At 64.5% G+C, this 22661-nt stretch carries 17 protein-coding genes, 1 tRNA gene and 1 pseudogene; 9 read left to right on the forward strand and 10 right to left on the reverse strand.

Going from position 1 to position 22661, the window contains the following annotated elements:
• From RMQ73_RS10455 to RMQ73_RS10465, 3 genes and pseudogenes are all read left to right on the forward strand, one after another.
• Nucleotides 1-602: pseudogene (locus RMQ73_RS10455) on the forward strand (hypothetical protein); the annotation flags it as partial.
• Between the two features lie 11 nt (nt 603-613).
• Nucleotides 614-1156 (forward strand): DUF2141 domain-containing protein, encoded by a 543-nt coding sequence (locus tag RMQ73_RS10460; protein ID WP_409049865.1) that lies wholly within the window; start codon nt 614-616, stop codon nt 1154-1156.
• A gap of 4 nt (nt 1157-1160) precedes the next feature.
• Nucleotides 1161-2327 carry a glycosyltransferase gene (locus tag RMQ73_RS10465; protein WP_310498167.1) on the forward strand — a complete coding sequence of 389 codons (1167 nt, stop codon included), beginning with the start codon at nt 1161-1163 and terminating at the stop codon, nt 2325-2327.
• 11 nt (nt 2328-2338) lie between these two features.
• On the opposite strand, the gene RMQ73_RS10470 is transcribed toward RMQ73_RS10465, so the two are convergent.
• The 3 genes from RMQ73_RS10470 to RMQ73_RS10480 form a co-directional block, all read right to left on the reverse strand.
• Nucleotides 2339-3586 carry a cysteine desulfurase-like protein gene (locus RMQ73_RS10470; RefSeq protein ID WP_310498168.1) on the reverse strand — a complete coding sequence of 416 codons (1248 nt, stop codon included), beginning with the start codon at nt 3584-3586 and terminating at the stop codon, nt 2339-2341.
• Between the two features lie 102 nt (nt 3587-3688).
• On the reverse strand, nt 3689-4459 hold the full coding sequence (locus RMQ73_RS10475; protein ID WP_310498169.1) for a PEPxxWA-CTERM sorting domain-containing protein: 771 nt from the start codon (nt 4457-4459) through the stop codon (nt 3689-3691).
• A 311-nt stretch (nt 4460-4770) separates the two neighbouring features.
• A tRNA-Val gene (locus RMQ73_RS10480) sits at nt 4771-4845 on the reverse strand.
• 111 nt (nt 4846-4956) lie between these two features.
• Between RMQ73_RS10480 and RMQ73_RS10485 the strand changes: the two genes are divergently transcribed.
• Nucleotides 4957-5814 carry an N-formylglutamate amidohydrolase gene (locus tag RMQ73_RS10485; RefSeq protein ID WP_310498170.1) on the forward strand — a complete coding sequence of 286 codons (858 nt, stop codon included), beginning with the start codon at nt 4957-4959 and terminating at the stop codon, nt 5812-5814.
• Nucleotides 5815-5994: 180 nt separating this feature from the next.
• Here the strand turns inward: RMQ73_RS10485 and RMQ73_RS10490 are convergent, their stop codons facing one another.
• From RMQ73_RS10490 to RMQ73_RS10500, 3 genes are all read right to left on the reverse strand, one after another.
• Nucleotides 5995-8034 (reverse strand): TonB-dependent receptor domain-containing protein, encoded by a 2040-nt coding sequence (locus RMQ73_RS10490; protein ID WP_310498171.1) that lies wholly within the window; start codon nt 8032-8034, stop codon nt 5995-5997.
• Between the two features lie 216 nt (nt 8035-8250).
• Nucleotides 8251-9006, reverse strand: coding sequence for a SapC family protein (locus RMQ73_RS10495; RefSeq protein WP_310498180.1), 756 nt, complete (start codon nt 9004-9006; stop codon nt 8251-8253).
• A gap of 148 nt (nt 9007-9154) precedes the next feature.
• A complete protein-coding gene (locus tag RMQ73_RS10500) occupies nt 9155-10582 on the reverse strand; it encodes an FAD-binding oxidoreductase (protein ID WP_409049864.1) in 1428 nt (475 codons plus the stop codon).
• Between the two features lie 172 nt (nt 10583-10754).
• Between RMQ73_RS10500 and RMQ73_RS10505 the strand changes: the two genes are divergently transcribed.
• From RMQ73_RS10505 to RMQ73_RS10515, 3 genes are all read left to right on the forward strand, one after another.
• Nucleotides 10755-11204, forward strand: a complete 450-nt coding sequence (locus RMQ73_RS10505; protein WP_310498172.1) for a hypothetical protein — start codon at nt 10755-10757, stop codon at nt 11202-11204.
• A gap of 257 nt (nt 11205-11461) precedes the next feature.
• The gene (locus RMQ73_RS10510; protein WP_310498173.1) at nt 11462-14416 is read left to right on the forward strand and encodes a TonB-dependent receptor; all 2955 of its coding nucleotides are present in this window, start codon (nt 11462-11464) and stop codon (nt 14414-14416) included.
• A gap of 163 nt (nt 14417-14579) precedes the next feature.
• Nucleotides 14580-16184, forward strand: a complete 1605-nt coding sequence (locus RMQ73_RS10515) for a DEAD/DEAH box helicase (protein ID WP_310498175.1) — start codon at nt 14580-14582, stop codon at nt 16182-16184.
• Between the two features lie 31 nt (nt 16185-16215).
• Here the strand turns inward: RMQ73_RS10515 and RMQ73_RS10520 are convergent, their stop codons facing one another.
• From RMQ73_RS10520 to RMQ73_RS10535, 4 genes are read right to left on the reverse strand one after another with little or no spacing between them, the layout of a single operon-like run.
• On the reverse strand, nt 16216-17436 hold the full coding sequence (locus tag RMQ73_RS10520) for a hypothetical protein (protein ID WP_310498176.1): 1221 nt from the start codon (nt 17434-17436) through the stop codon (nt 16216-16218).
• Nucleotides 17433-18335, reverse strand: coding sequence for a sterol desaturase family protein (locus RMQ73_RS10525; RefSeq protein WP_310498177.1), 903 nt, complete (start codon nt 18333-18335; stop codon nt 17433-17435). The genes RMQ73_RS10520 and RMQ73_RS10525 overlap by 4 nt, the downstream gene beginning before the upstream one ends.
• Entirely contained in the window at nt 18332-18706 is a 375-nt protein-coding gene (locus RMQ73_RS10530; RefSeq protein WP_310498178.1) for a hypothetical protein, read from the reverse strand. The genes RMQ73_RS10525 and RMQ73_RS10530 overlap by 4 nt, the downstream gene beginning before the upstream one ends.
• Complete coding sequence (locus tag RMQ73_RS10535) at nt 18703-19131, reverse strand: TIGR01244 family sulfur transferase (RefSeq protein WP_409049866.1); 429 nt, start codon at nt 19129-19131, stop codon at nt 18703-18705. The genes RMQ73_RS10530 and RMQ73_RS10535 overlap by 4 nt, the downstream gene beginning before the upstream one ends.
• A 92-nt stretch (nt 19132-19223) precedes the next feature.
• Here RMQ73_RS10535 and RMQ73_RS10540 point away from each other — a divergent pair, with 92 nt between their 5' ends.
• Both RMQ73_RS10540 and RMQ73_RS10545 read left to right on the forward strand, forming a co-directional pair.
• Complete coding sequence (locus tag RMQ73_RS10540) at nt 19224-20573, forward strand: peptide MFS transporter (RefSeq protein WP_310498179.1); 1350 nt, start codon at nt 19224-19226, stop codon at nt 20571-20573.
• Between the two features lie 162 nt (nt 20574-20735).
• Nucleotides 20736-22475: a hypothetical protein gene (locus tag RMQ73_RS10545; RefSeq protein WP_310498183.1), complete on the forward strand. Its 1740-nt coding sequence runs from the start codon at nt 20736-20738 to the stop codon at nt 22473-22475.
• Nucleotides 22476-22661: the final 186 nt, after the last annotated feature.

The following is a 22661-nucleotide window of genomic DNA, read 5'->3' on the forward strand; positions in this document are numbered from 1 at the left end:
TAATCACCGGCTATGTGGGCGACCTCTATTTTTACACCTGGGCGCGACAGCGCACGGCGATGACCTCGGCACCCTTCGGCGCGGTCAAGGATGTCGCCATCCTGTCGGCGATGGCGGCCAACGCGGTAACGCTGGTGCTGATGGTGCTGGCCTATCCACTGCTCGATACGCTGCACCTGGGCATTGATTCCACCGCCTTTTTCGGATCGGTGGCGCTGATGCTGGTGATTTCCAGCAGCGTGCTGTTCTTCCGCAAGAAACTGTTCAGCCTGCCGGCGCGCGATCTCTGGTTTGTCACCTTCGTGCAATCAGCGCGCGTGGTCGCCACTTTGGTGCTCACCGGCCTGTGTTGGCACCTGGCGCTGCCGGCGGAATCGGTGGAATTGTGGGTGCTGCTGTCGGCGATGCGCATGTTGCTGTCGCGGCTGCCGTTCCTGCCCAACCGCGAACTGGTATTCGCCGGACTGGCGGTGTTCCTGATCGGTCATGATGCGGAAATCACCCGGCTGATGACGATGATGGCCAGCCTGACACTGGTGACGCATCTGGGCCTTGGAGTGATGCTGATGGGCGGCGAAGCTGCCGGGTGGCGCCGCCGGTGAGCGTGGTAATCATGACGCTGGCCGTACTGGCAGGCGCGCAGGTGCCGGGGCTGGCAGGCGCGCAGGTACCGGGCGAAATCGTGCCGTCCCCCGAACTTGGCAAGGCGGCGGCCCAGTGCCGGGCAGACGAAGCCGGGCCGGCGGTGATCGTCACGGTTATCGGCCTCAAGGACCGCAAGGGATTGCTGCGCGCCGAGCTTTATCCCGACAATGATGCCGACTTCCTTGAAGATGACGCGATATTGGTGCGGGCCGGGAAAACCTTTCGCCGTGCCGATATGGCCATGCCGCAATCAGGCCCGGTGCAATTGTGCCTGCGCCTGCCATCGGCGGGCAGTTTCGCGATGTCGATCCTGCACGACCGCGATTCCAACCTGAAATTCGGTCTGTCGAGCGATGGCATCGGCTTTCCCGGAAATCCGAAACTGGGGTGGAGCAAGCCCAAGGCAGCATCGGCAAGCTTTGCCGCCGGGCCGGGATTGAGCTTCATCACCGTCCGGCTGAACTATCGCCGGGGCCTGCTGCGTTTCGGGCCGCTCAAGGACAGGGCATAGCGCCGTGCATATCGTCGATATCTCGGCGCTCTATAGCCCCAAGGGCGGCGGCATCCGCACCTATACACGGCGCAAGCTGGCGATTGCGCAGCGGCTTGGCCACCGGCTGACCGTGATCGCACCAGGAGCTACCGACAGCATCGAGCATGTCGGCACGGCGCGGCTGCGCACCATCCGCAGCCCGAGGTTTCCGCTCGACCGCAACTATTTCTATTTCAGCGACGACAGCGTCATCCATGCCGCGCTCGACGCCGAAGCGCCGGATTTCGTCGAATGTTCGTCGCCCTGGGGCAGCGCCCAGGCGGTGGCGGACTGGAAGGGCCAAGCGCCGCGCGCGCTGATCATGCATGCCGAGCCTATGTCGGCCTGGGTCTATCGCTATCTCGACGGCTTTCTGAGCCGCGAGGCCATCGACCGCGGCTTCGACTGGTTCTGGCGGTATCTGCGCCGGCTGGATGCACGCTACGACATGATCGTCACGGCAGCGCCCAGCGTGGCGGCGCGGCTGCGCGGCGGCGGGCTGGAGCGCGTGGCGGTGCACCCGATGGGAGTCGATCCGGGGGTTTTTTCGCCGTCCTTGCGGGATCCGGCGCTGCGGGCAAAGCTGCTTGCCGAATGCGCCTTGCCCGACAGTGCGACCCTGGTCATTGGCGTGGGTCGCCACAGCCCGGAAAAACAATGGCCGTTGGTCATCGCCGGCGTGACCGCAGCGGCCTATGGGCGGCCACTGGGGCTGGTGTTGCTGGGTGACGGCCATGGCCGTGCGGCCGTGCAGCGCGCGGTGGGCGAGAATCCGCACATCCGCCTGCTGGCGCCGGTCAGCGACCGCGCGGAATTTGCCCGCATGCTCGCCAGTTCCGATCTGATGGTCCATGGCTGTCCGGCGGAAACCTTTGGCCTGGCCTGTGCCGAAGGACGCGCGTCGGGCTTGCCGCTGATCGTACCCGACGAAGGCGGTGCGTTCGACCAGCTATTGCCCGAACAGGGCCGCAGTTTCCGTGCCGGGGACGCTGCCAGCCTGGCCGGAACGCTGGCCGATGCCCTGCCCGCGCTGCCGGCGATGCGCGCCTCTGCCATCGCCAATGCCGGTGCCGTGGCCAGCATGGACCAGCATTTCGCGGGGTTGTTCGCTGCGTATGCGGAGCGGCTGGCGCTTGTCCGCGCAGCGTGATCGGCGCTTGATCAGCCGATTACCTGCACCAATTGGTCAAGCAATCCATCGACCTCGGCCATGCTGTTATAGTGTGACAGGCCGATCCTGACCGCGCCGGGGCCATCGCGCAGGCCCAGCACGCCCGCCGGCTCCCAAGCGTAATAATACCCCGACCAGACAAAAATATTGCGCGCGGCAAGATCGGCGGCCAACGCGCCTGAATCCCGGCCTTCGACCGTAAAGGTGAAGGTCGGCACGCGCTCGGCAAGGCGATTGGCATTGGCGATGCCATGCAGCGTCAGGCCCTTGATGCCCGCAAGCCCTGACAGGAAGCGCCGCGACAGATCGGCCTCATGCGCGGTGATGGCGTCATAGCCGGCCACAAGGCGCTGGCGCAGCGGCGCGGTGGTGGCAGTGCCCTCCTGGTCGCCCAGCCACGCGATATGCTCGATGGCAGCAAGCGTGCCGGCCTGCGCCTCGAACGACGGCGTGCCCGGTGAAAAGCGGGTTGGCATCGTATCGACCGACGGGCGGACCTTGAGGGGGTGCAGTTGCGCCTGAAGCCCGCGCGACAAATACATGACGGCGGCGTGCGGCCCGAAGAATTTATAGGCCGATGCGCACAGCATGTCGCAGCCGATGGCCGCGACATCGATCAGAATGTGCGGCGCCGCCTGCACGGCATCGACAATGCTGATGGCGCCCACAGCGCGCGCGGCGGCGCAGACGGCTGCGACATCGTTTATGGTGCCCAGATAGTTGCTGGCCTGCCCGACGGCGACCAGCCGCGTGCGCGGGCCGATCAGTTCAGGAAGCAGATCAAGCCGCAGGGCGTGGGTTTCGCGGTCCCATGGCAGCCACCGAACGGTCAGGCCGCGCGCCTGCGCCTGCTGCAACCATGGCGAGACATTGGCGTCATGGTCCATGCGAGTCAGCAGGATCTCGTCGCCGGCGCGCCAATCGGAGGCAAGCAGCGGCGCGAACTGGAAGAACAGCGATGTGGTGTTGAGGCCGAAGACGATTTCGTCTGGCGCACAATTGTAGAATGCAGCGGCCCCCTGGAGCGCCGCGTCGCAGATCGCGCCGGCGGCAACCGAGGTGCGGAAATGCCCGCCGTCATTGGCGCAGGCATCGATCAGCGCGTGCCGCATGGCATCGACGACGCGGCCAGCGACCTGGGTGCCGGCCGGTGCATCGAAATAGCCGCGCGGGACGCCGTCATCGGTCAGGGCAAGGGCGGGAAAGGCGGCGCGGACCGCTGCGATATCAAGGCTCATGCCCGGCAGCGTTGCGGCAGTGCCGACGGGACGTCAATCCGTTCGGCGGGCGCAAACGAAAAAGGCCCGCCGAAGCGGGCCTTTGACGAGAACGCGGAGGAGTCAGGCCGCGACGCTGGCGTTGCGGCGGCGGCGGGCAAGGCCGACCATGCCGAAGCCGGCCAGCAGCATCGCCCAGGTGCCTGGTTCGGGCACACCGACGACCGGCGGCGGATTGGAGGAGAAGGAACCGCCCGCATTGGCGCGGAAGCTGTTCAGCGCGCTGGCCGCGTTGCTGCGGGTCAGCATCGGGTTGATGCTGACCATCGACAGCGCAAAATCGCGCTCGATGGTGGTGGAGAAATCGAGGACATCGGACGTCATGGTGACCAGGTCACCAGCCGAGGTGCTGGCCGAGAAGGAACCGGACGTCCCGCCACTCTGGCCGAAGATCACCGGGTTGGACCCGCCACTGGCGCCATAGTTGACGGTGAGCAGATTGGAGCCGGCGGCATAAAAAGTGCTGCCGACCGAAAAGGCGGTTGTCGACACGAACGACATCGAACCGCTGCTGATGCGCTGGAACAAGAACCCTGCCGACAGCGACGCCGGGCTGGCGATTGTCGTAGCGTTCAGTGTCCAGATCGCCGGAAGATTGGCGAGATAGGCAATTGCGGGCGTGAGATAGGTGAAGCGCACCGCGACACTGCCAAGGCTGGAACCCGCGCCGGTCGAGATCGTGTACAGCTTGCCGCTATCGGTGCCGACCTTTTCCCAGCGGATGTTGTTGGCCTGGTTGCTGGCAGAGAAATTGGCAAAGGCCGTCACGGTCGCAGCGGCAGGCATTGCAGCACCCAGACTGGCGGCCACGGCAACAGCTGCGATCTTGGTCATCAGGTTCATCATTCTCTCCAGCAAATTCAATCCGGATGCGCGAAACATCGCATCGTCACCGGGATGTGCTGCAAGGACCATGCCAAATGGTAACAAATTCTTAACTATTTGATTCAATTTCATTACTGAAAAGTTAATAATTTAGGAGTGTAAGGCAGGGTTTACAATTTCGCGGAGAAGCCTGCATCCAACATGCTATTGAATGACAGGGGGAATCTGGCTGGAGCCAGCATAGGCCGGTCGCGCCCCCCGCGCGGCACGTCCGATGGCGTGCAGCAGCAGCGTTCAGCTTGGTCGGCGATTTTGGGGAATGGTGGACGCGGCAAGGATTGAACTTGCGACCCCTGCGATGTCAACACAGTGCTCTACCACTGAGCTACGCGTCCACTGCGCGTGGCTGTTAGTGTGATGGGACCGCCTGCGCAAGTGTGGATTTGCGGAAATGGTGCCAAATCGCCACCTTGCCGTCGGCGAAGGCTGGCTTCAAACAGGTGGCGATGACAACTTCCGGCTCCGAACAAGGCTTCAGCATCAGCGGCGACAGCGACGGCCGCTGGCCGCTGGTGATGGCCTCACCGCATTCCGGGCGGGATTATCCGTCTGCCTTTCTGGCGATGGCGCGGCTGCCGCTGGCACAGCTTCGGCGGGCCGAGGATGGCTATGTCGACGGCTTGCTTGATGGCATTGCGGGCGTGCCGGTGCTGCGCGCCTTGAAGGCGCGGGCCTGGCTCGATCTCAATCGTGCGCCCGACGAGCTTGATGCCGCGATGTTCGACGGGCCATTGCCGATGCCAGTGGTGCGCAGCGACCGGGTGGCGGCAGGGCTGGGGATCCTGCCGCGCGTCGCTGCCCATGGGATGGATATCTATTCGCGGCAGATACCGGCGGCAGAGGCCGCGCGGCGCATTGCAGCGCTGCATACGCCCTGGCACGCCAGTCTGGACCGCCTGCTTGGGCTGGCACGCGCACATCATGGCCATGCCATCCTGATCGACTGCCATTCCATGCCCAGCCCCGGCGGCCCGAGGCCACCGCAGGTGGTGATCGGCGACCGGCATGGCTGTAGCGCCGATCCGGACCTCGTCACAGCCATCGAGGCGCATTTTTCCGGCCTTGGCTGGCGGACACGGCGCAACACACCCTATGCCGGAGGCTATACCACCGAGCGGCATGGACAGCCCGCCAAGGGCATCCACGCCGTGCAGATCGAGATCGACCGCGCCCTGTACATGGATAGCCAGAAATTGCTGCCGCACGCCGGCTTTGCTGCCGTGGCGAGCGCCATGACCGGGCTTGCCCGAATGCTGGTGACGTTTGCGCCCATGACGGCGGTTCAGCGCGACGCGGCCGAATAGGCCACCGTGTCCAGCTGAAAAAAAGCTGCCCCGCTTTCGGGGGAAAACGGAGCAGCCAGGGTCCAGGGAAGGAAAACGGGAAACCCCGTCATCGTAGGGTGGCGAGGGGGAAAGCCGCCACTACGATACCGAAATAAGAAGCAATTCGCCCGCTGCAAGTGGTGCGGGCAGGCGTTTTTCTCAGAAACCGAAACGCACACCCAGACGGAAATCCCGCCCCATCAAGGGCGCGACATTCTTGAGGAAGCTGGCATGGCGGCGCGCCTCGACATCGAAGATGTTGTTGGCTTGCAGCATGACCGTCGTGTTGTTGCCTTCGCCCAGAGGTTTCCAGTTCAGGCTGAAATTCACCATGGTCCAGGCCGGGGTTTCGGTCTCGAACGACGTGATCCGGCTCTGGCGCGTGACATGCTCCACCTCCAGCCGGCCGCCAACGCTGCCGCCGCCGGCTTCGATGCCGCCGATCATGCGTAGCGGCGGGATGCGCGGTGCCGGGCCGACGCCGCCCAGCACGGAAGCGTTCACATAATCGACGAGGCCGGTGACCTCGATGCGGGTATCGCCCATTTGCGCCACTTTGAGGGCGCCCTCGATTTCAAAGCCGAAGAAGCGGGCGTCGGCCTGAGCGTAGCGGAACACCGGCAACCCGTCTTCTTCCAAGCCCGTCGGATTCAGGAAGATGAAATTGTCGAAGCGGTTGAAATAGCTCGACAGCTCCAGTCGCCAGCCCTCGCCGCGCCCGCGCAACACGGCTTCGAGGCCGAGCTGGCGCTCCTTGCGAAAATTGCGGTCACCGATTTCAAAGGCGCCGGTGGCGGCATGGGCGCCATTGGACAGCATTTCCTCGGCGGAAGGTGCACGCTCGCTGCGCGCGGCGCTAATGGCAAAACGGAAGCTGTCACCCAGCGGCACAGACAAGCCAGCCGAGAGCGAAAGCGCATTGAAATCACGGTCGAAGCTGACAAGCTGCGATGTGACGTTGCTGTGTTCGAAGCGCGCACCCACTTCGGCACGCACGGCGCCAAGATCGAATTCCTGCAGCGTGAACAGACCGAACTGCCGAGTCTGGTTCAGCGGGATATAGGCTTCCTCACCCTGGGCATCGAAGTTGCGGCTGAGAACCTGGACGCCGGTGGCTCCCTTCCAGCCGTTCCGGTCACGCTGCACGAGTTCCAGGCGCGCTTCCCAGCTCTTGTTGAAGAAACTGGTGCCGATGGCGCCGTCCGATTCGATCTCGTCATGACGATAATCGGCCCAGCCGCCCCGGAATTTCAACTCCTCAAAGGCACCGCCCAGCGGCACGGCAGCACGGACATCGACCCGGGTCTGGCGCATGTCGAGGGTGATGTCTTCGTGCACATGGGCTTCTTCCGCATGCTCGCCGTCATGGTCGTCTTCTTCATGCCCCAGTTCGAGGCCGCCCGGGATGCCATAGCGATTTTCGAGATGGCTGAGGGCGACACCGAAATTGGCGCCATTGTCGCCGATCCAGGTGAAGCCGCCGCCAATATCCCAAGTGCGCCCGCCGGTGTTGGCAACACGGCCGCGCGCCTGGGCGTCCTGCGCCGCCTCGCCGCCTTCCGCCTCTGCCGCAGCGCGCAAGCCTTCGGAAAAGACAAAGCCGCCGGTGCGGTAGTTGCCGGTTTCCAGAAAGCTGCCATCGGCATGCAGCACAAGGTTCTTGGACACCGGCAGATTGACCGACAGAGCGCCGCCGCGCTCACGAGCAGCCGTACCGAAATTGGCGCTGCCATCGACATGAATGCTTTCGTCCGGAATTTCGCGCGCAATGCGCAGGTCACGCATGTTGACGACGCCGCCAATCGCGCCCGAGCCGTAAAGCAGCGCCGCAGGCCCGCGCACGATCTCGACACGGTCGACGAGCAAGGGGTTGGCCGCAACGGCATGATCGACCGAGGTGTTGGACACATCGAAGCTGCCGATGCCATCGGTCAACACACGTACGCGCTCGGCATCAAGGCCGCGCAGGATCGGACGCGAAGCATTGGGGCCGAAGAAAGTGGCGCTGACGCCCGGCTGGCGCGACAGCGTCTCGCCGATCGTCGAGCGGGTCTCGCGCTGCAACGCATCAGCGGCGAGGACCGTGACGGCGGTCGCGACCAGCTTGCGGTCACGCGCATAGGGCGAAGTGACGATGATTTCGGGGTCGGTCGGCGTGTGCAGCGTATCGCCCGCGGGCGCCGCAGCATCGTCGGCCATGACCGGCGCGGTGGAAACAAGCAGGAGCGTGAGAAATGACAGGCGGAACAAGGCCGATCTCCGAATAGCGGTGTGAATGAAGGAGCATGCCTTAATGTTATAGTGTATCGTGTCAAGCCGCGTGTTGGTCCCAGGCGCCATGCGGCTCAGAACGAAAATGGGCGGACCAGCATCTGCTGGCCCGCCCATTTTCAGGCGACGCGTGATTGCCAAATGTCAGGCGGTAGCTGCCTGCGATGCTGCAAACTGGCGCTCGAACAGCGGCGAGATCAACGACAGCGAGAACAGATGGGCATAGATCAGGCCCATCAGGCCAGACTGCACCATCTTGCGGGCCTGATCACCGCGCAGGTTCTGCAGCTTGGCTTCATCGACCATGCGGAAACCACGATAGACGGCGGGTTCAGCCAGGCCTTCGCGCTGGATGGTGACTTCACCGTCCATCAGCAGGTCGAGCTTGGTCAACTCTTCCATGAAATTGCGCGTGCGCATGACGGCCTGTTCGAACTGCTCGCAAAACTGCAAGATGGCCTTGGTGGTGTCGGTGGCATCCTTGCCCGCGAACATCGGCTCGCCTTCGTCGGCGATGACGATGCCGGCTGTGTCATCAAAGCACAGCGACAGCTCCTGGCTCTGCGGGTTGAGGCGCGCCAGCATGAACGGATAGCGGCGGATGAACGCCGGGATGTAATGACCCGCTTCCCACTGGTCATCGGCGCCGAGATACAAATTCTGCCCTTCCTGCAGTCCGATCAGGGCCAGCGGTGCCGGGTTGTCGCCAACACCGAACACGATCGGGTAGAAACGCTGTACGGTGGTAAATTCATCGACCGTCACCGGCACGGCATGGGTACCGCGGGTAAAGCCCAGATCGCCGCGCGGCTTGAGGCCATGGGTCGGGTGCAGTTCCGAGGAAAGCGGCATGACGTTGCCATAGAACAACGGCATCACATTGGCGGGCTGGCTGGCCATGAAGGAATCGACTTTCATAACAGGGTTGGCTTGATTGGCGTTGGCACGCTTCCTAGAGGCCGGATGACGGCCATGCAAGATTGGCCTTTGCCGAAACGGACCGAGAGCGCCAATCCGCGCGGCCTCCGGACAAATTCAGGCCAAAAAATCAGGGAAGAACCTTTCCGGGGTTCATGATGCCCAGCGGGTCAAGCGCGGCCTTGATGGCGCGCATTGCCGCCAGCTTGGCCGGGTTCGCCGCCCATCCCAGATCATCGCGCTTGAGCACACCGATGCCATGCTCGGCCGATATGGAGCCGCCGGCGTCCACCACCAGCCGGTGCACCAGCGCGGTGATGGCGTCGCGGTGCGCCGCAATCCAGTCGGCAGCATCCGGGATCGCAGGTGCGCGGACATTGAAATGCAGATTGCCGTCGCCAAGATGGCCAAAGGCGAGAACGCGCGCGCCGGGGATGGCCATTTCAACCGTGCGCGTCGCCGACAGGGCAAAGGCCGGCATCATGGCAACCGGCACGGCGATGTCGTGGTGTACGGCTGGTCCGTCCCGGCGCTCCGCCAGCGGCAGTTCCTCCCGCAGCCGCCACAACGCCGCGCCTTGGGCATCGCTGGCGGCAATGACCGCATCGCGCGCGGCATCGGCCAAGGCTGCCAACAGCATGTCATCGAGCGGCGCGGGGCCGGCGAGTTCAACCAGCACATGCCAGGGATGACTGCCTGCCAGCGGAGGCCGATGCCCATCGAGATGGCGCAGCACCATCTGAAGCCCGGCATCGGGGATGATCTCGAAACTTTCCACCTGGCCGCCACTGTCGCCGCGCAGCCGCACCAGAAGCGCCAGCGCAGCCGCTGGATCATCGATCCCCGCCCAGGCGATGCTGTGGTGGCGCGGCGCCGGGACAAGCCTGAGGGCGGCGGCCGTCACCACGCCCAAAGTGCCTTCGGCGCCGATCAGCAGCTGCTTTATGTCATAGCCGGTGTTGTCCTTGGCCAGACCGGTCAACTGGTCAAGGATGGTCCCGTCCGGCAGGACGGCCTCGATCCCGGCAACCAGAGCGCGCATCGTGCCATGGCGCAGCACCTCGACTCCGCCGGCATTGGTGCTCACCAGCCCACCAATGGTGGCGCTGCCGCGCGCACCCAGCGACAGCGGAAACCGGCAACCGATGGCAAGCGCCGCGTCATGCACATTGGCAAGCACGACGCCGGCTTCGGCGACCAGCAGCAGGCCATCGCCGTCGACGCTGCGAATCCGGTTCATGCGCGCCAGTGACAGCAGCACGCTGCTGCCGTCGGCGGCCGGAATACCGCCGCCGACAAGGCCTGTGTTGCCCCCTTGCGGAACCAGTGCGACCCGGTGAGCGGCCGCCGACGCCACGATCGCCGCCACCTGCGCCGTCGTGCGCGGCAAAAGCAGCAGCGGCGACGCCCCGGTGTAGCGTCCACGCCAATCGGTCAGACGCGGCGCAATGAGGTCCGGGTCATCTGTCCAGTTGCCCGGCCCGGCAGCAACCTGCAGAGCCGCCAGCGCGCCTGCACCGGGCAACAGGGAAGGCACAAAAGACGGTGCGCGGGTCATCCCACAACTCTAGAGGATCATTGGGCAGGGTGCCAGTTCAGCGGGCGTTCAATTTCGGCTGGGCATCGGGATGAGTGGCAAATCGCGACAATTGGCCGGATATCGGAACTGGGGGCGGAGAGGTGTTGCAGGCGTGAGGCATTGGCGGGCAGCCCATAGCGCAGCGGATGCAATGCGGTTGCTTGTGTTGCCGGCGCTCTGGCTGGCGATGGCATTGCTGGCCGCCGCCGCGCTGTCCGGACGGCCGGCGGCTACCCAGACGCTGGGCAGCGAGAGCTGGAAGCGCATGGCGGTGGAACCCGGCGATGCCGTCACCACCAGGCCTTTTCCACCGCGCGCAGGGCGCAATCGGTGCGTGGCCATCAAGAACATCGCCGCCGCACAATTGTTCGGCGACCGCGCCATCGAACTGACCCTCAAGGGCGGCGCACGGTACCGCATGTTCCTGGCGCAGGAATGCCCGGCGCTGTCATTCTATCAGGGCTTTTATTATCGGCCCCAGTCGGCGGGGCAACTATGCGCCGGGCGCGATGTCATCGGCGCCCGATCAGGCGGCGAATGCGCTATCGCCAGCATCCTGCCAGTACGCGAAGTGGGCAAGCGCCGCGCTCGGCGCAACTGAGTCTCCGCTCAAAGCACCTTGTTGCGCAACAATATTTCTCAAGTTGGCCGCCAAGTGTTGCACGGGCGCCACATTCCGTAAACTCTTTGAAGGAATTGCGGCTGGCGCGACCAAAAACTGGACAAGCAAGCGCTTCCCTGTCCAAACTGAGCGTTGAGCATTCGGCCTTTGAGGGCCGTGATGCATCGGTCCAAGACCCTGCCGTTCGCGGCGATAAAAAGGGCTGGCCATAACGGGCTTAACGGGGAGGAATTTTGATGCGCATCACGTCTGGAATCCGAGCAGGTCTTGTTGGCGGCGTTTCGCTCATCGGGCTGCTGGCGACACCGGTTTTTGCACAGGCCGCTGCGGCCGCCGAAGAAACCGGCATCGAGGAAATCGTCGTTACCGCCCAGCGCCAGGCGCAGAGCCTGCAAGACGTGCCGATCGCGGTTTCGGCCTTCAGCGCCGAAGCACTGCAGCGCCAGCAGATCAACAACCCGCTCGATATCCAACTTACCCTGCCCAACATCACTTTCTCCAAGGGCAACTTCACCGGCGCCAGCTTCACCATTCGCGGCATCGGCGATCTGTGCGTCGGCGTGACCTGCGACAGCGCGACCGCCATTCACTCAGAAGGCATGCCGCTGTTCGCCACCCGCCTGTTCGAAGCCGAATTCTTCGACCTGGAGCGTGTCGAAGTGCTGCGCGGCCCGCAGGGCACGCTGTTCGGCCGCAATGCCACGGGCGGCGTCGTCAACTTCGTGAACGCCAAGCCGCAGATGGATGCCATCCATGCCGCTGGTGAAGCCGACTATGGCAATTTCAATTCGGTCCGGCTGAAGGGCATGTTCAACCTGCCGATCACCGACACGCTGGCCGTGCGGATCGCGGGCACCTATCTGAACCGCGAAGGCTTCACCGAGAATCTGTTCGACAACACCCGCATCGATGGCCGCAACCTGTACGCCCTTCGCGGCAGCATCCGCTGGCAGCCGACAGAAAACACCACCGTCGACGCCATGGGCTTCTATTTCCACGAAAAGGACAATCGCAGCCGCATCCAGAAGCAGCTGTGCCAACGCGACGCCACTGGCGTGCTGGGCTGCCTTCCCGGCCGGCTCGAATTCGGGACGACCAACGCCAATTCGACCTTTGTCGGCACGCTGGCCAGCCGCGAATTCCTGACCACGCAAGGCGGTCCGGGCTTTGCCGCACTGGGCCAGGGCAGCCTTTATGGCCCCGATCCCTATATCAACAACGTCAACCCGGCCAATGTCCGCCAGGTGCGCACCGACTATACGCCGACCTATTTCGCCAAGGAGCAGCAATACATGCTGCGCGTGGCGCATGACTTCGGCGGCATCAAGGCGCAGCTGACCGGGATGTACCAGTCGAACGAGGTCGACAGTTCGGTTGACTACAACCTCAGCGTCTTCAACCCGGCCGTCGCTGCAAGTGCGGTGGCCACGCTTGGCGCCTTTGCCCAGGCCATTCCCGGCACGGTCAATGTCCGCAACGCCATCAGCTCGGGCGGCAATTTCTGCACGTCGTTGCCAGACACGGCCGGCGTGGGCGCCTATGGCGGCAACCGCCTGTGCTCGCCAACCCCGCAGGATTTCGACCGTTCGAACCAGAGCACCCGCTCCAAGACGGTCGAAGGCATCATCAGCTCGCAATGGGACGGAAAATTCAACTTCCTGGTCGGCGGCATCTATGTCGACAGCGTGCTGCCGGAAAACAGCTATTATGTGAACAGCTGGGGCATCGACCATCTGGTCGGAGTGCTGGGCGCGGCCAATGGCGGCTATCTGGGCACGCCTTATTTCCGCAACAACACGCAGCGCTACACGCTGCAATCCTATGGCTTGTTCGGTGAAGCCTATTTCAACGTCACCGACACGTTGAAGATCACCGCCGGCATCCGCTACAACAACGACAAGAAGTTCGTCCGCGCCCGTTCGACACTGGCCAGTTTCCTGGTGCCATTCGGCTCGACCAACGCCTTCGCCAGCAACTTCGCCGGCAATTTCGATGCCGATCCGGCCACGCCCTGCGTGGTGTCGCCGGGTTCGGTCGTGGGACCCATCGGTGGCCGTCCCGGCTGCGAAGCGTTCCAGGAGCGTACGGCCAAATTCGACGCGGTCACCGGCCGCGTTGTCGTCGACTGGAAGATCACCGACGACAACCTGATCTATGCGTCCTACTCGCGCGGTTACAAATCGGGCGGCATCAACCCGCCGCTGCAACCGATCTTCGCCGTGCCGGACAGCTTCACGCCGGAATTCGTCAACGCCTTTGAAATCGGCTCCAAGAACACGTTCCTTGGCGGCGTGCTGCGCGCCAACATCACGGCCTTTTATTATCAATACAAGGGCTTGCAGCTGTCGCGCATCGTGGCCCGCACCTCGGTCAACGACAATGTCGATGCCAATGTCTACGGCATGGAAGGCGAATTCATCGTTCAGCCGAACCGCAATCTCGCTGTCAACATGAACGTCAGCTATTTGCATACCAAGGTCAGCACCGACAAATTCCTGTCCAACCCGCGTGATCCGTCCGGTGGCCGCAGCGATGCCGTCATCATCAAGGACATCACCAACGGCGCCAACTGCGCCGTGGTGCCGCGCGCCGGCAACACCAGCGGCCAGGCCGGCACTTCGGCCTTTGTCGCCGGTGCCAACGCCGCCATCAACGCGGGTGCCATTCCGGGTCTTGTTGCCGGGGCCGGATTGCGCGCGCCAACGGCGTTCGCTTCGGACAGCGGTCTCAACGGTGCAACCGGCGCCTTCTCGGTCTGCGGCGTCTTGGGCGCCCTGGGCACACCGGCATCGGGCTTCGAGATGCTGCCGGCCGGCGTCGAATCCAATCTCAAGGGGAACCAGCTGCCCCAGGCTCCGACGTTCAAATTCTCGGTCGGCGCCCAGTACACCTTCGACTTCAAGAATGACTGGAGCCTTATCCCGCGTGTTGATCTTGCCCATACCGGCGAGAGCTTTGGCAACATCTTCAACGGTTCGATCAACCGGGTGCCGAGCTACACCGTCGTCAACGCGCAGATCCAGCTGAACGGGCCGGACCGCAAATGGTATGTTCGCGGCTACATCCAGAACCTGACCAACAACAACGCCACGACCGGTTTGTATGTCACCGATCAGTCATCCGGTCTGTTCACCAACATCTTCACCCTCGAACCACGCCGCTACGGCATCGCCGCCGGCTTCAACTTCTAAGGCGCAGACACGAAGAACCGATGGGGCGGGAGGCAACTCCTGCCCCATTTTCATGGACCGGAGCGCCATGGCGGACATGGCCCGAAATTACGCGTCCATTGACATTTGCGCGCTTTGACCACAATGCGCCGGGGCGCTGCTCAGGCGCCGCCCAAGGAACCAAATGAGCTTTTCCGATCTCGGACTTTCCGATGCACTGATGCGCGCTGTCGACGACAGCGGCTACAATGACCCGACTCCAATCCAACGCCAGGCCATCCCCTCTGTACTGATGGGCCGCGACATCATCGGCATCGCCCAGACGGGGACCGGCAAGACCGCGTCGTTCGTGCTGCCGATGATCGACATTCTTGCCGAAGGGCGGTCGCGCGCGCTGATGCCGCGCAGCCTTATTCTCGAACCGACGCGCGAACTGGCGCAGCAGGTTGCCGAGAATTTCGACAAATATGGCAAGTATCACAAGCTGAACATGGCGCTGCTCATCGGCGGCGTGTCGATGGGTGACCAGCTGGCTGCGCTCGAAAAGGGCGTCGACGTGCTGATCGCCACGCCGGGCCGGCTGATGGACCTGTTCGGGCGCGGCAAGATCATGCTGAACCAGTGCGGCCTGCTCGTCATCGACGAGGCCGACCGCATGCTCGACATGGGCTTCATCCCGGACATCGAGGAAATCTGTTCCAAGCTGCCCAAGGTGCGCCAGACGCTGCTGTTCTCCGCGACCATGCCGCCGCCGATCAAGAAGCTGTCGGACAGGTTCATGTCGGACCCGCGCACCATCGAAGTGGCGCGCCCGGCCTCTGCCAACTTGCTGATCACCCAATATGTCGTCGAAACCAGCGGACGCGCCAAGCGCGAAACGCTCCGCACGTTGCTGGATGCCGAAGACGTCAAGACGGCGATCATCTTCTGCAATCGCAAGCGCGACGTCCGCGACCTGACCGAAGTGCTGAAACGCGCACGCCTTTCGGTCGGCCAGATCCATGGCGACATGGAACAGTCGGACCGCATCCGCGAGTTGGACCGATTCAAGAACGGCGATATCACCATCCTGGTCGCCTCCGATGTCGCGGCACGCGGGCTCGATATTCCCGGCGTCAGCCATGTCATCAACTATGACGTGCCGTACAACGCCGACGATTATGTCCACCGCATCGGCCGCACGGGCCGGGCCGGCCGCACCGGCACCGCATTCACGATGGCCACGCCGGAAGATGCGGAAAACCTGGGCGAGATCGAAAAATTGATCCGCCAGAAAATCGCACTCTGGACGGGGTCGATTCCGGTTGCCGCAGTGGCAGCGCCGGTTGCAGAGGTTGCCACAGCATCAGCGCCGGTAGCGGAGGTTGCGCCCGAGGCCGCCGTGGCAGCCGAAGCCGCGCCGCGCGGTGATCGCCGCCGCCGTGGTCGCGGCGGCGGCGCTGCCAGGCCCGCAGCAGCTTCAAGGCCTGCAGCTGCGCCAAAGGCCGAAGCTGCGCCAAAGGTCCAGCCCGCCACACCGGCACGCCAGCCCCGCGCTGCTCCACCGATGGAAACGGCCCCGACCGAAAGGCGTGCCGAAAAGGCACCCCCTGCCCCGGCACCAAAGGCCGCGACAGCCGCCCCCCGCCATCCGCCGCGCCCGACCGCCCGCGATCCCCTCGGCGCCTATCGCCAGCTTGCGCCCCAGGCGCCAGTGCGCCGCCGCGACGAAGATGAAGGCGAAAGCTTCATCGGCTTTGGCCCCGAAGGCATGCCTGACTTTTTGCGCTTCAAGGCAACAATGGAATAGGGCCAAGGTCGCAAAGGGCCGCCAGCCAGGGTCAGAACGAACCGCCGGCCACCCGCCATTGCGCAACTTCAAAGGCCATGCGCGCCGGCGGCCCGAGCACGGCGCTGACCGGACGGCGCAAGGCCGGCAGCGCGGGATCGGCAAAGCCGAGCCGGAACGCAAAGGTTGGCCGCAGCGCGGGATCGGGCAACAGCGCGTCGGCAAGGCGCGAGAAGCGGGCACGCAGACCTAGCTGCGCTTCGCGGTCGATCATTTCGGGCAATTGGTTGAGCGGCTGTGCCACCAGCCCGAGAGCAGTCGCATTCAGGTGCAGCCGCTGCCAGGCACTGCCGGCCAGCATGGCACTGCGCCTGTCCTGCGGGTCAGGGGTCACGATCAACCCGAACATCGATGCCGTCGGCAATGCCGTGTCACGCGTGGCATCCAGCCAATATTGCCCCTCTGCCATGGCGGACGGCGCCGGCAACAGGCTGCCCAGCGTCGCCAGCAGCGGTGACACGCCTGACGTGCGCATGGTCAAGCCATCGGCAAAGCGGTCGGCTTCGGACTTTTCGTGGCGGAACCAGCGGTGGCTGGCCTCCATCATCGCAACATCACCGGCAATGGCGGCCGTGGCCTCGGTGGTGAGCGCAGCAAATCGCTTGCCCTGCGCCGAGCCTGCATCAAAGAGCAGGATCTGGATATCATCTGGCCTTGGAAATGCCAGCAATGCCGCCTGCCGCGCCGGTGCGATCCGGCCGCCAATCCAGGCGCCGCGATGGGTGTGGCGGCGGCCAATGACCGAAAGCAGGGCGTGCGATGCCGGCCCGCTGTTTTCCGGACCGAGCAGGATGCGTGCGACATGGTGCGGAGCGGCAGGATCGGGCAACAGCTTGACGCGAGCGGCGCGCTTCAGCCCCGTCGAGGCCAGCGCCATATTGTGGACGGCCGCGCCCAATCCCGCCAGGCGTTCACGGCCAAAGGGGTCCATGGCGCCCAACTGGCGTTCCGGCACCTCGAACACATCGACCCCGAACCGGCCGACAGCAAAGCGCCACGGCTGGGTGTTGTGCGGGCTCGAGGCGAGCAGCCCCGCCGACACCAGCGACAATGGACCGATATAGCGTCGGTCGTTCCAATCCTGCCACGCGGCCAGCGCCGGCTCTTCACCGGACCAGAGCAAGCCTTGATCGTGCGCCCGCCAAAGGCCGGCGCCGGCCACAGCCAGCCCCAGCCCGCCACCGGCCCGCAACAGCGTGCGACGATCGATCATTCAGCCGCTATGGCCTGCGCTGTCGGCGGCGGGGACAGCCCGGCGCGGGCACGGATGACGGCGCTGGTGTCGCCGGTCACCCAGCCTGGCGGACCGGCGATGGTCATCACGGCCGCCTTGACGCTGCGCGCCGCGGCAAGATCGCGCGCCATGCCGACCCATTCATGGCAAGCGGCCCAAAGCGGATTGAAGGTGCCCAGGTTGTGCACGATGCCATAGCGCACAGGTTCGTCGTCATGCTCCAGTTCGAACGTGCCGAACATGCGGTCCCAGATGATAAGCACGCCGGCATAGTTGCGATCGAGATAGCGCGGGTTGGTGCCGTGATGGACGCGGTGGTGCGAGGGTGAATTGAGCCAGGATTCCAGCCCCCAGGGCAGGCGGCGTACCGTCTCGGTGTGGATGAAGAACTGGTAGATAAGGTTGAGACCGCCACAAAACAGCAGAAGCGCCGGGTCAAAACCCACGAGAATCAATGGCATGCGAAAGATGAAGGACAAGCTGATGACGCCGGTCCAGGTCTGTCGCAGCGCGGTCGACAGATTATAGTGCTGCGAGCTGTGATGGATGACATGGCTCGCCCAGAACCAGCGCACCCGGTGGGCGGCTCGGTGAAAGACATAATAGGCAAGATCATCGAGCACGAAGCACAGCGCAAAAGTTACCCAAGTGATCGGCAATGTCGCGATCCGGTGCTCCCACAAATACAGCCCGATGCTGAACACGGTGGTACCAAGCAAGGCGCCGGCAATCGTGCTGCCCAGCCCCATAGTCAGGGATGTGCCGGAATCGCGCCAGTCATAGCTGCCGCGTGCGCCGCGCCGCACCGCGATCATTTCGACGATTATCGCCGCTATGAACACCGGGATGGCGTATTTGACCGGATCGGGAAAGGTCATAACCGCGCCGCCCAGCGTCCGGCATCGGCGCCCAGATCAAGGTCAGCCGGGGCAAACATCGGTTCCACAAGCGCCAGATGCAGCCGGCCCCCATCCACTCTGGCAGCGGCGCCGCGAACGTCCCGCACCACCCAGCGGTCTCCCAGTGGGCGCAACAACGCGACGCGGCCGTCGCTGCCTGCCACCAGCGCGGATCGGCCATCGCCGGCAACGGCGACATCGCCCGGTGCAAAACCGGCAATGGCATCGGCTGCGATCCGCGCCGCTTCATCCGGCCCGGACAGGCGGGGATCAGTATCGAACCCCAGCCAGCGTGCCAGCAGCATCAGGAACACGATGCCTGCCAGCGAAAGGGATAATTGCAGGATCACCGCGCCGCCAGCGCCCTGAGCGTCGGCAACAGTCCACCGATGTGATAGCCGCCGGCGTCAGCGGCCGCAACAATGGCGTCGGGGTCGCCGCCGCGCTTTGCCTCGGCGAGTGCCCACAGGTTGCAGCTGCGTGTGCCCGACCGGCAAAAGGCCAGAATCGGCCCGCCTGCGTCCAGCACGGCGACCATTGCTTCGATCTGCGGCATGGAAAAACCGCTGTGATCGATGGGAATGTCCGCATAGCGCAGGCCGGCTGCCTCGGCAGCGGCGCGCATCGTTGCAGCTTCGGGCTGGCCGGCACCTTCGCCGTCCGGGCGATTGTTGACGATGGCGGCAAAGCCCTGCGCGGCGGCCAGGGCACAATCTTCGGGTGCGATTTGCGGCGCGACGGAGACATGATCGGTGATGCGAATGAACATGGGCATCATTCTATTGCGCGAATGGCTGCGGCGCCATGGCTGATGTGCGGATTGCGGCAATGTCAGCCGCGCTTATGGTGCAAGCCGGGGGGAACGAGATGACCGCAGGCGCGCACAAGGGTTCGGACGATCTACTGGGGCAGCCGCGCGGCTTGGCCTGGCTGTCGGGCACACAGTTCTGGGAAGCCTTTTCGCTCTATGGCATGCAGGCGCTGCTGACGCTGTACATGGTCGGGCAGTTGCTGTTGCCGGGCCATGTCGAAAATGTTGCCGGGCTGGCGGCAACGCGCGGCGCCATCGAAAGCGTCACCGGGCCTTTGTCCACGCAGGCGTTTGCCGTGCAATTGTTCGGGCTATGGGCGGGGCTGGTGCGGTTCACGCCGGTGTTCGGCGGCTGGATCGGGGATCGCTGGCTCGGCCGTCGGCGGTCGATCATGCTGGGCTGTTTGCTGATGACCGCCGGGCATTTCTGCATGGCCTTTGACCGGTCGTTCCTGCTGGCGCTGTTCCTGCTCATGCTCGGCACCGGCTTTGCCAATTCCAACCTGTTTTCACAATTGGGCAGCCTGTACGGCCCGGACGACCGGCGGCGTGACGATGGGCTTCAGCTGTATTATTTCGCGCTGAACTGCGGGGCGTTCGTGGCGCCGATCGTCTGCGGCTGGATGGGGCAGGAACTCGGCTGGCACCAGGCGTTCGGGCTTGCGGGGCTGGGCATGCTGGCGGGGCTGCTGGTCTATTGGCTGGGCGGCCGGCATTTGCCACCAGATCCGCCCAAGGTGGTGGCGGCGGTGCGGGTGCGATTGACCGCGCCTGAGCGTCACGCCGTGCGCTTGCTGTTGGTGCTGATGCTGGTGCAGGCGGCATTCTGGATTGCGCAGTCGCAGGTGTGGAACGTCTATAATCTATGGGTGCGCGACCATGTCGACATGAACATCGCAGGGTTTGCCGTCCCGATTCCGTGGTTGCAGGCGCTGGACGCCATTGCACCGGGTCTGCTGCTGCCGGTCACGCTGTGGCTGTGGCGCACCCAGTCACGCCGCGCCTCGGAGCCGGACGCCATTACCAAAATGGCCATCGGCTGCCGGATCTTCGGCGCCGGCATGGTCTGGCTGGCGATGGCAACACCGCTGTTCGGCACCGCCCGGGTGCCGCTGCTCTATGCCGTGTGCTTCCACATGCTTTCGAACTGGGGCTGGGTGTTCTTCACACCGATCGCCGTGGGACTTTATACGCGCGCCGCGCCGCCGTCGCTCAACGCCATGATGATCGGCGTGAATTCGATGGCAGTGTTCGTCGGCTCGACCATCAGCGGGCGCATCGGCGGGCTATACGAAGTCTGGACGCCGGGCCGTTTCTGGCTGCTCCACGCCGGGATCATCGCCGGCGGGGCGCTGTTGCTGCTGGCGCTGCGGCCGGCGGTGCGGCGGATGCTGGCGGCGGGGTGAAAGGGTCGGGCGGCGGAGCCTGCGGCAGCTGGCGACGCGATTGACGCAATCGTTGAGCGAGAGTCGCGTTTCTGGCATTGTATTGGCTGTAGTGGCGGGTTCGCGAGGGGTGAAACCGTGTTGACGCAACCGCACAAATTCCTGATCGGCTCCGCCGTGCTGATGGCCGCGGGGCTGGTCCCGATGGCATTTGAGCCCGATGCGCCATTTTCGCCGGCAGTGCTCGAAGCCCTTGATCCGACGCGGGCAGCGCAATCGCTTTGCGGTGCGCGGCGGGCAGGAATGAGCGCGGCCCGCGCGATCATGGCCGCAGCCGCTATCGCAGCGCCGGCGAGTGCGGCCGGGACCATGCCGCTGTATCCCGACCTGCTGACGTCACCGCTGGCCGTGTCGAGCATCAGCCCGGAAGCGCAGGCCTGGTTTTCGCAAGGGTTGATGCTGACCTTTGGCTTCAATCATGCCGGCGCCGTTGCATCTTTCCGCAAGGCGCAGCGGATCGATCCGGCGTGCGGCCTGTGCTGGTGGGGCGAAGCAATGGCGCTTGGCCCCAATATCAATGCGCCGATGGACGACCGCGACCGCGAGGCCGCGTTGGCGGCGCTGGACCGCGCCGTTGCGTTGAAGGCGATGACGTCGCCGATAGCACAGGCGTTGATAGATGCGCTTGCCACACGCTATGCGCGCGACGACAGGACCGACCGGGCACAACTGGATAGTGCCTATGCAGATGCGATGCTGGACGTGGCGCGGAAGTTTCCCGCCGATGACGATGTGGCGGTGCTGGCGGCCGAAGCGGCGATGGATACGAGCCCGTGGAACTACTGGGAGGCTGACCGCAAGACGCCGATCGGCCGGAGCGGCGCCGCCGTGCGATTGCTGGAGGGCGTGCTGGCGCGCAACCCCGGCCATGTGCAGGCGGCGCATTTGTATATCCACATGATGGAAGCCAGCGATCCGAAGCGCGCCGAGGCCGCCGCGGACCGGCTGGCGACGGCCAATGTGCCGAGCGCTGGACATCTGGTCCATATGCCGTCGCATATCTGGCACCGTACAGGTCGCTACCAGGATGCAATCAAGGCGAATGTCGCGGCGGCGCGTTCCGATGAAGCCTTTATCGCTGCAACCGGCGACAGGGGGCTGGTGCGATATGGCTATTATCCGCACAACCTGCACTTCATTGTCACCTCGGCGCAGATGGCAGGAGACATGAAAACAGCGGTCCGCGAGGCCGCACGGTTGCGGACCGTCCTCGACGTGGAAACATCAGCCCGTATCGGCTGGATCCAGGCGATTGATGCGGCGCCTTTCCTGGCGATGGCGCAGTTCGCCAAGCCTGAGGCAATCCTTGCCATGCCGAAGGCCGATGCGCGCCTGCCCTATGCCAACGCCATGCGGCGATTTGCGCGCGCCGTGGCCCGCGCCGCGCAGCGCGACGCAGCGGGCTTTGACGCGGAAATGGCGGCACTGTCAGCGCTGAGGGAAGATACGGGCGTCAAGGCGCTGGTGGAGCAAGCGATTCCGGTTCCCGAGCTCATAACGCTGGCCGAGGACGTTGCACGAGGCCGCCGGGCAATGGCCGAGGGCCGATTTGAAGCGGCGGCGGGTCATTTCCGCGCCGCGACCGTCACCGAAACGAAGATCAGCTATATGGAGCCGCCGTTCTGGTATTATCCGGTGCACCAGTCGCTGGGCGCCGCGCTTTACCTGTCCGGCGACCACAAGGGGGCGAGCGAGGCGTTCCGTGCCGCGCTGGTGCAGACGCCACAAAATGGCTGGGTGCTGTTCGGGCTGGCGCGCAGCGAGGCGGCAGCAGGGCACAAGGCCGAGGCGGCGGCAGCGCGGGCGGCATTTGAAAGGACCTGGGTCGGCGACCGGCACTGGCTGAAGATGGAGCGATTATAGGCCCGGGCGACATCCGGCCACCGGTAACGTTCTTACGGATAATCGGCCTGCGGCAGCGCCTTTGCCGGGCGTTCGGGCAGCGGGATGAAATCGGTATCGCCGGGGACCAGCGGGAAATCTCCAGCGCGCCAGACGGTTTCGGCATGGGTGAAGCGGTCGCGGGAAAGGCAGACGAAATTCCATTCG

It is taken from the genome of Sandarakinorhabdus sp. (genome assembly GCF_031430775.1).
Classification (GTDB): Bacteria; Pseudomonadota; Alphaproteobacteria; order Sphingomonadales; family Sphingomonadaceae; genus Sandarakinorhabdus.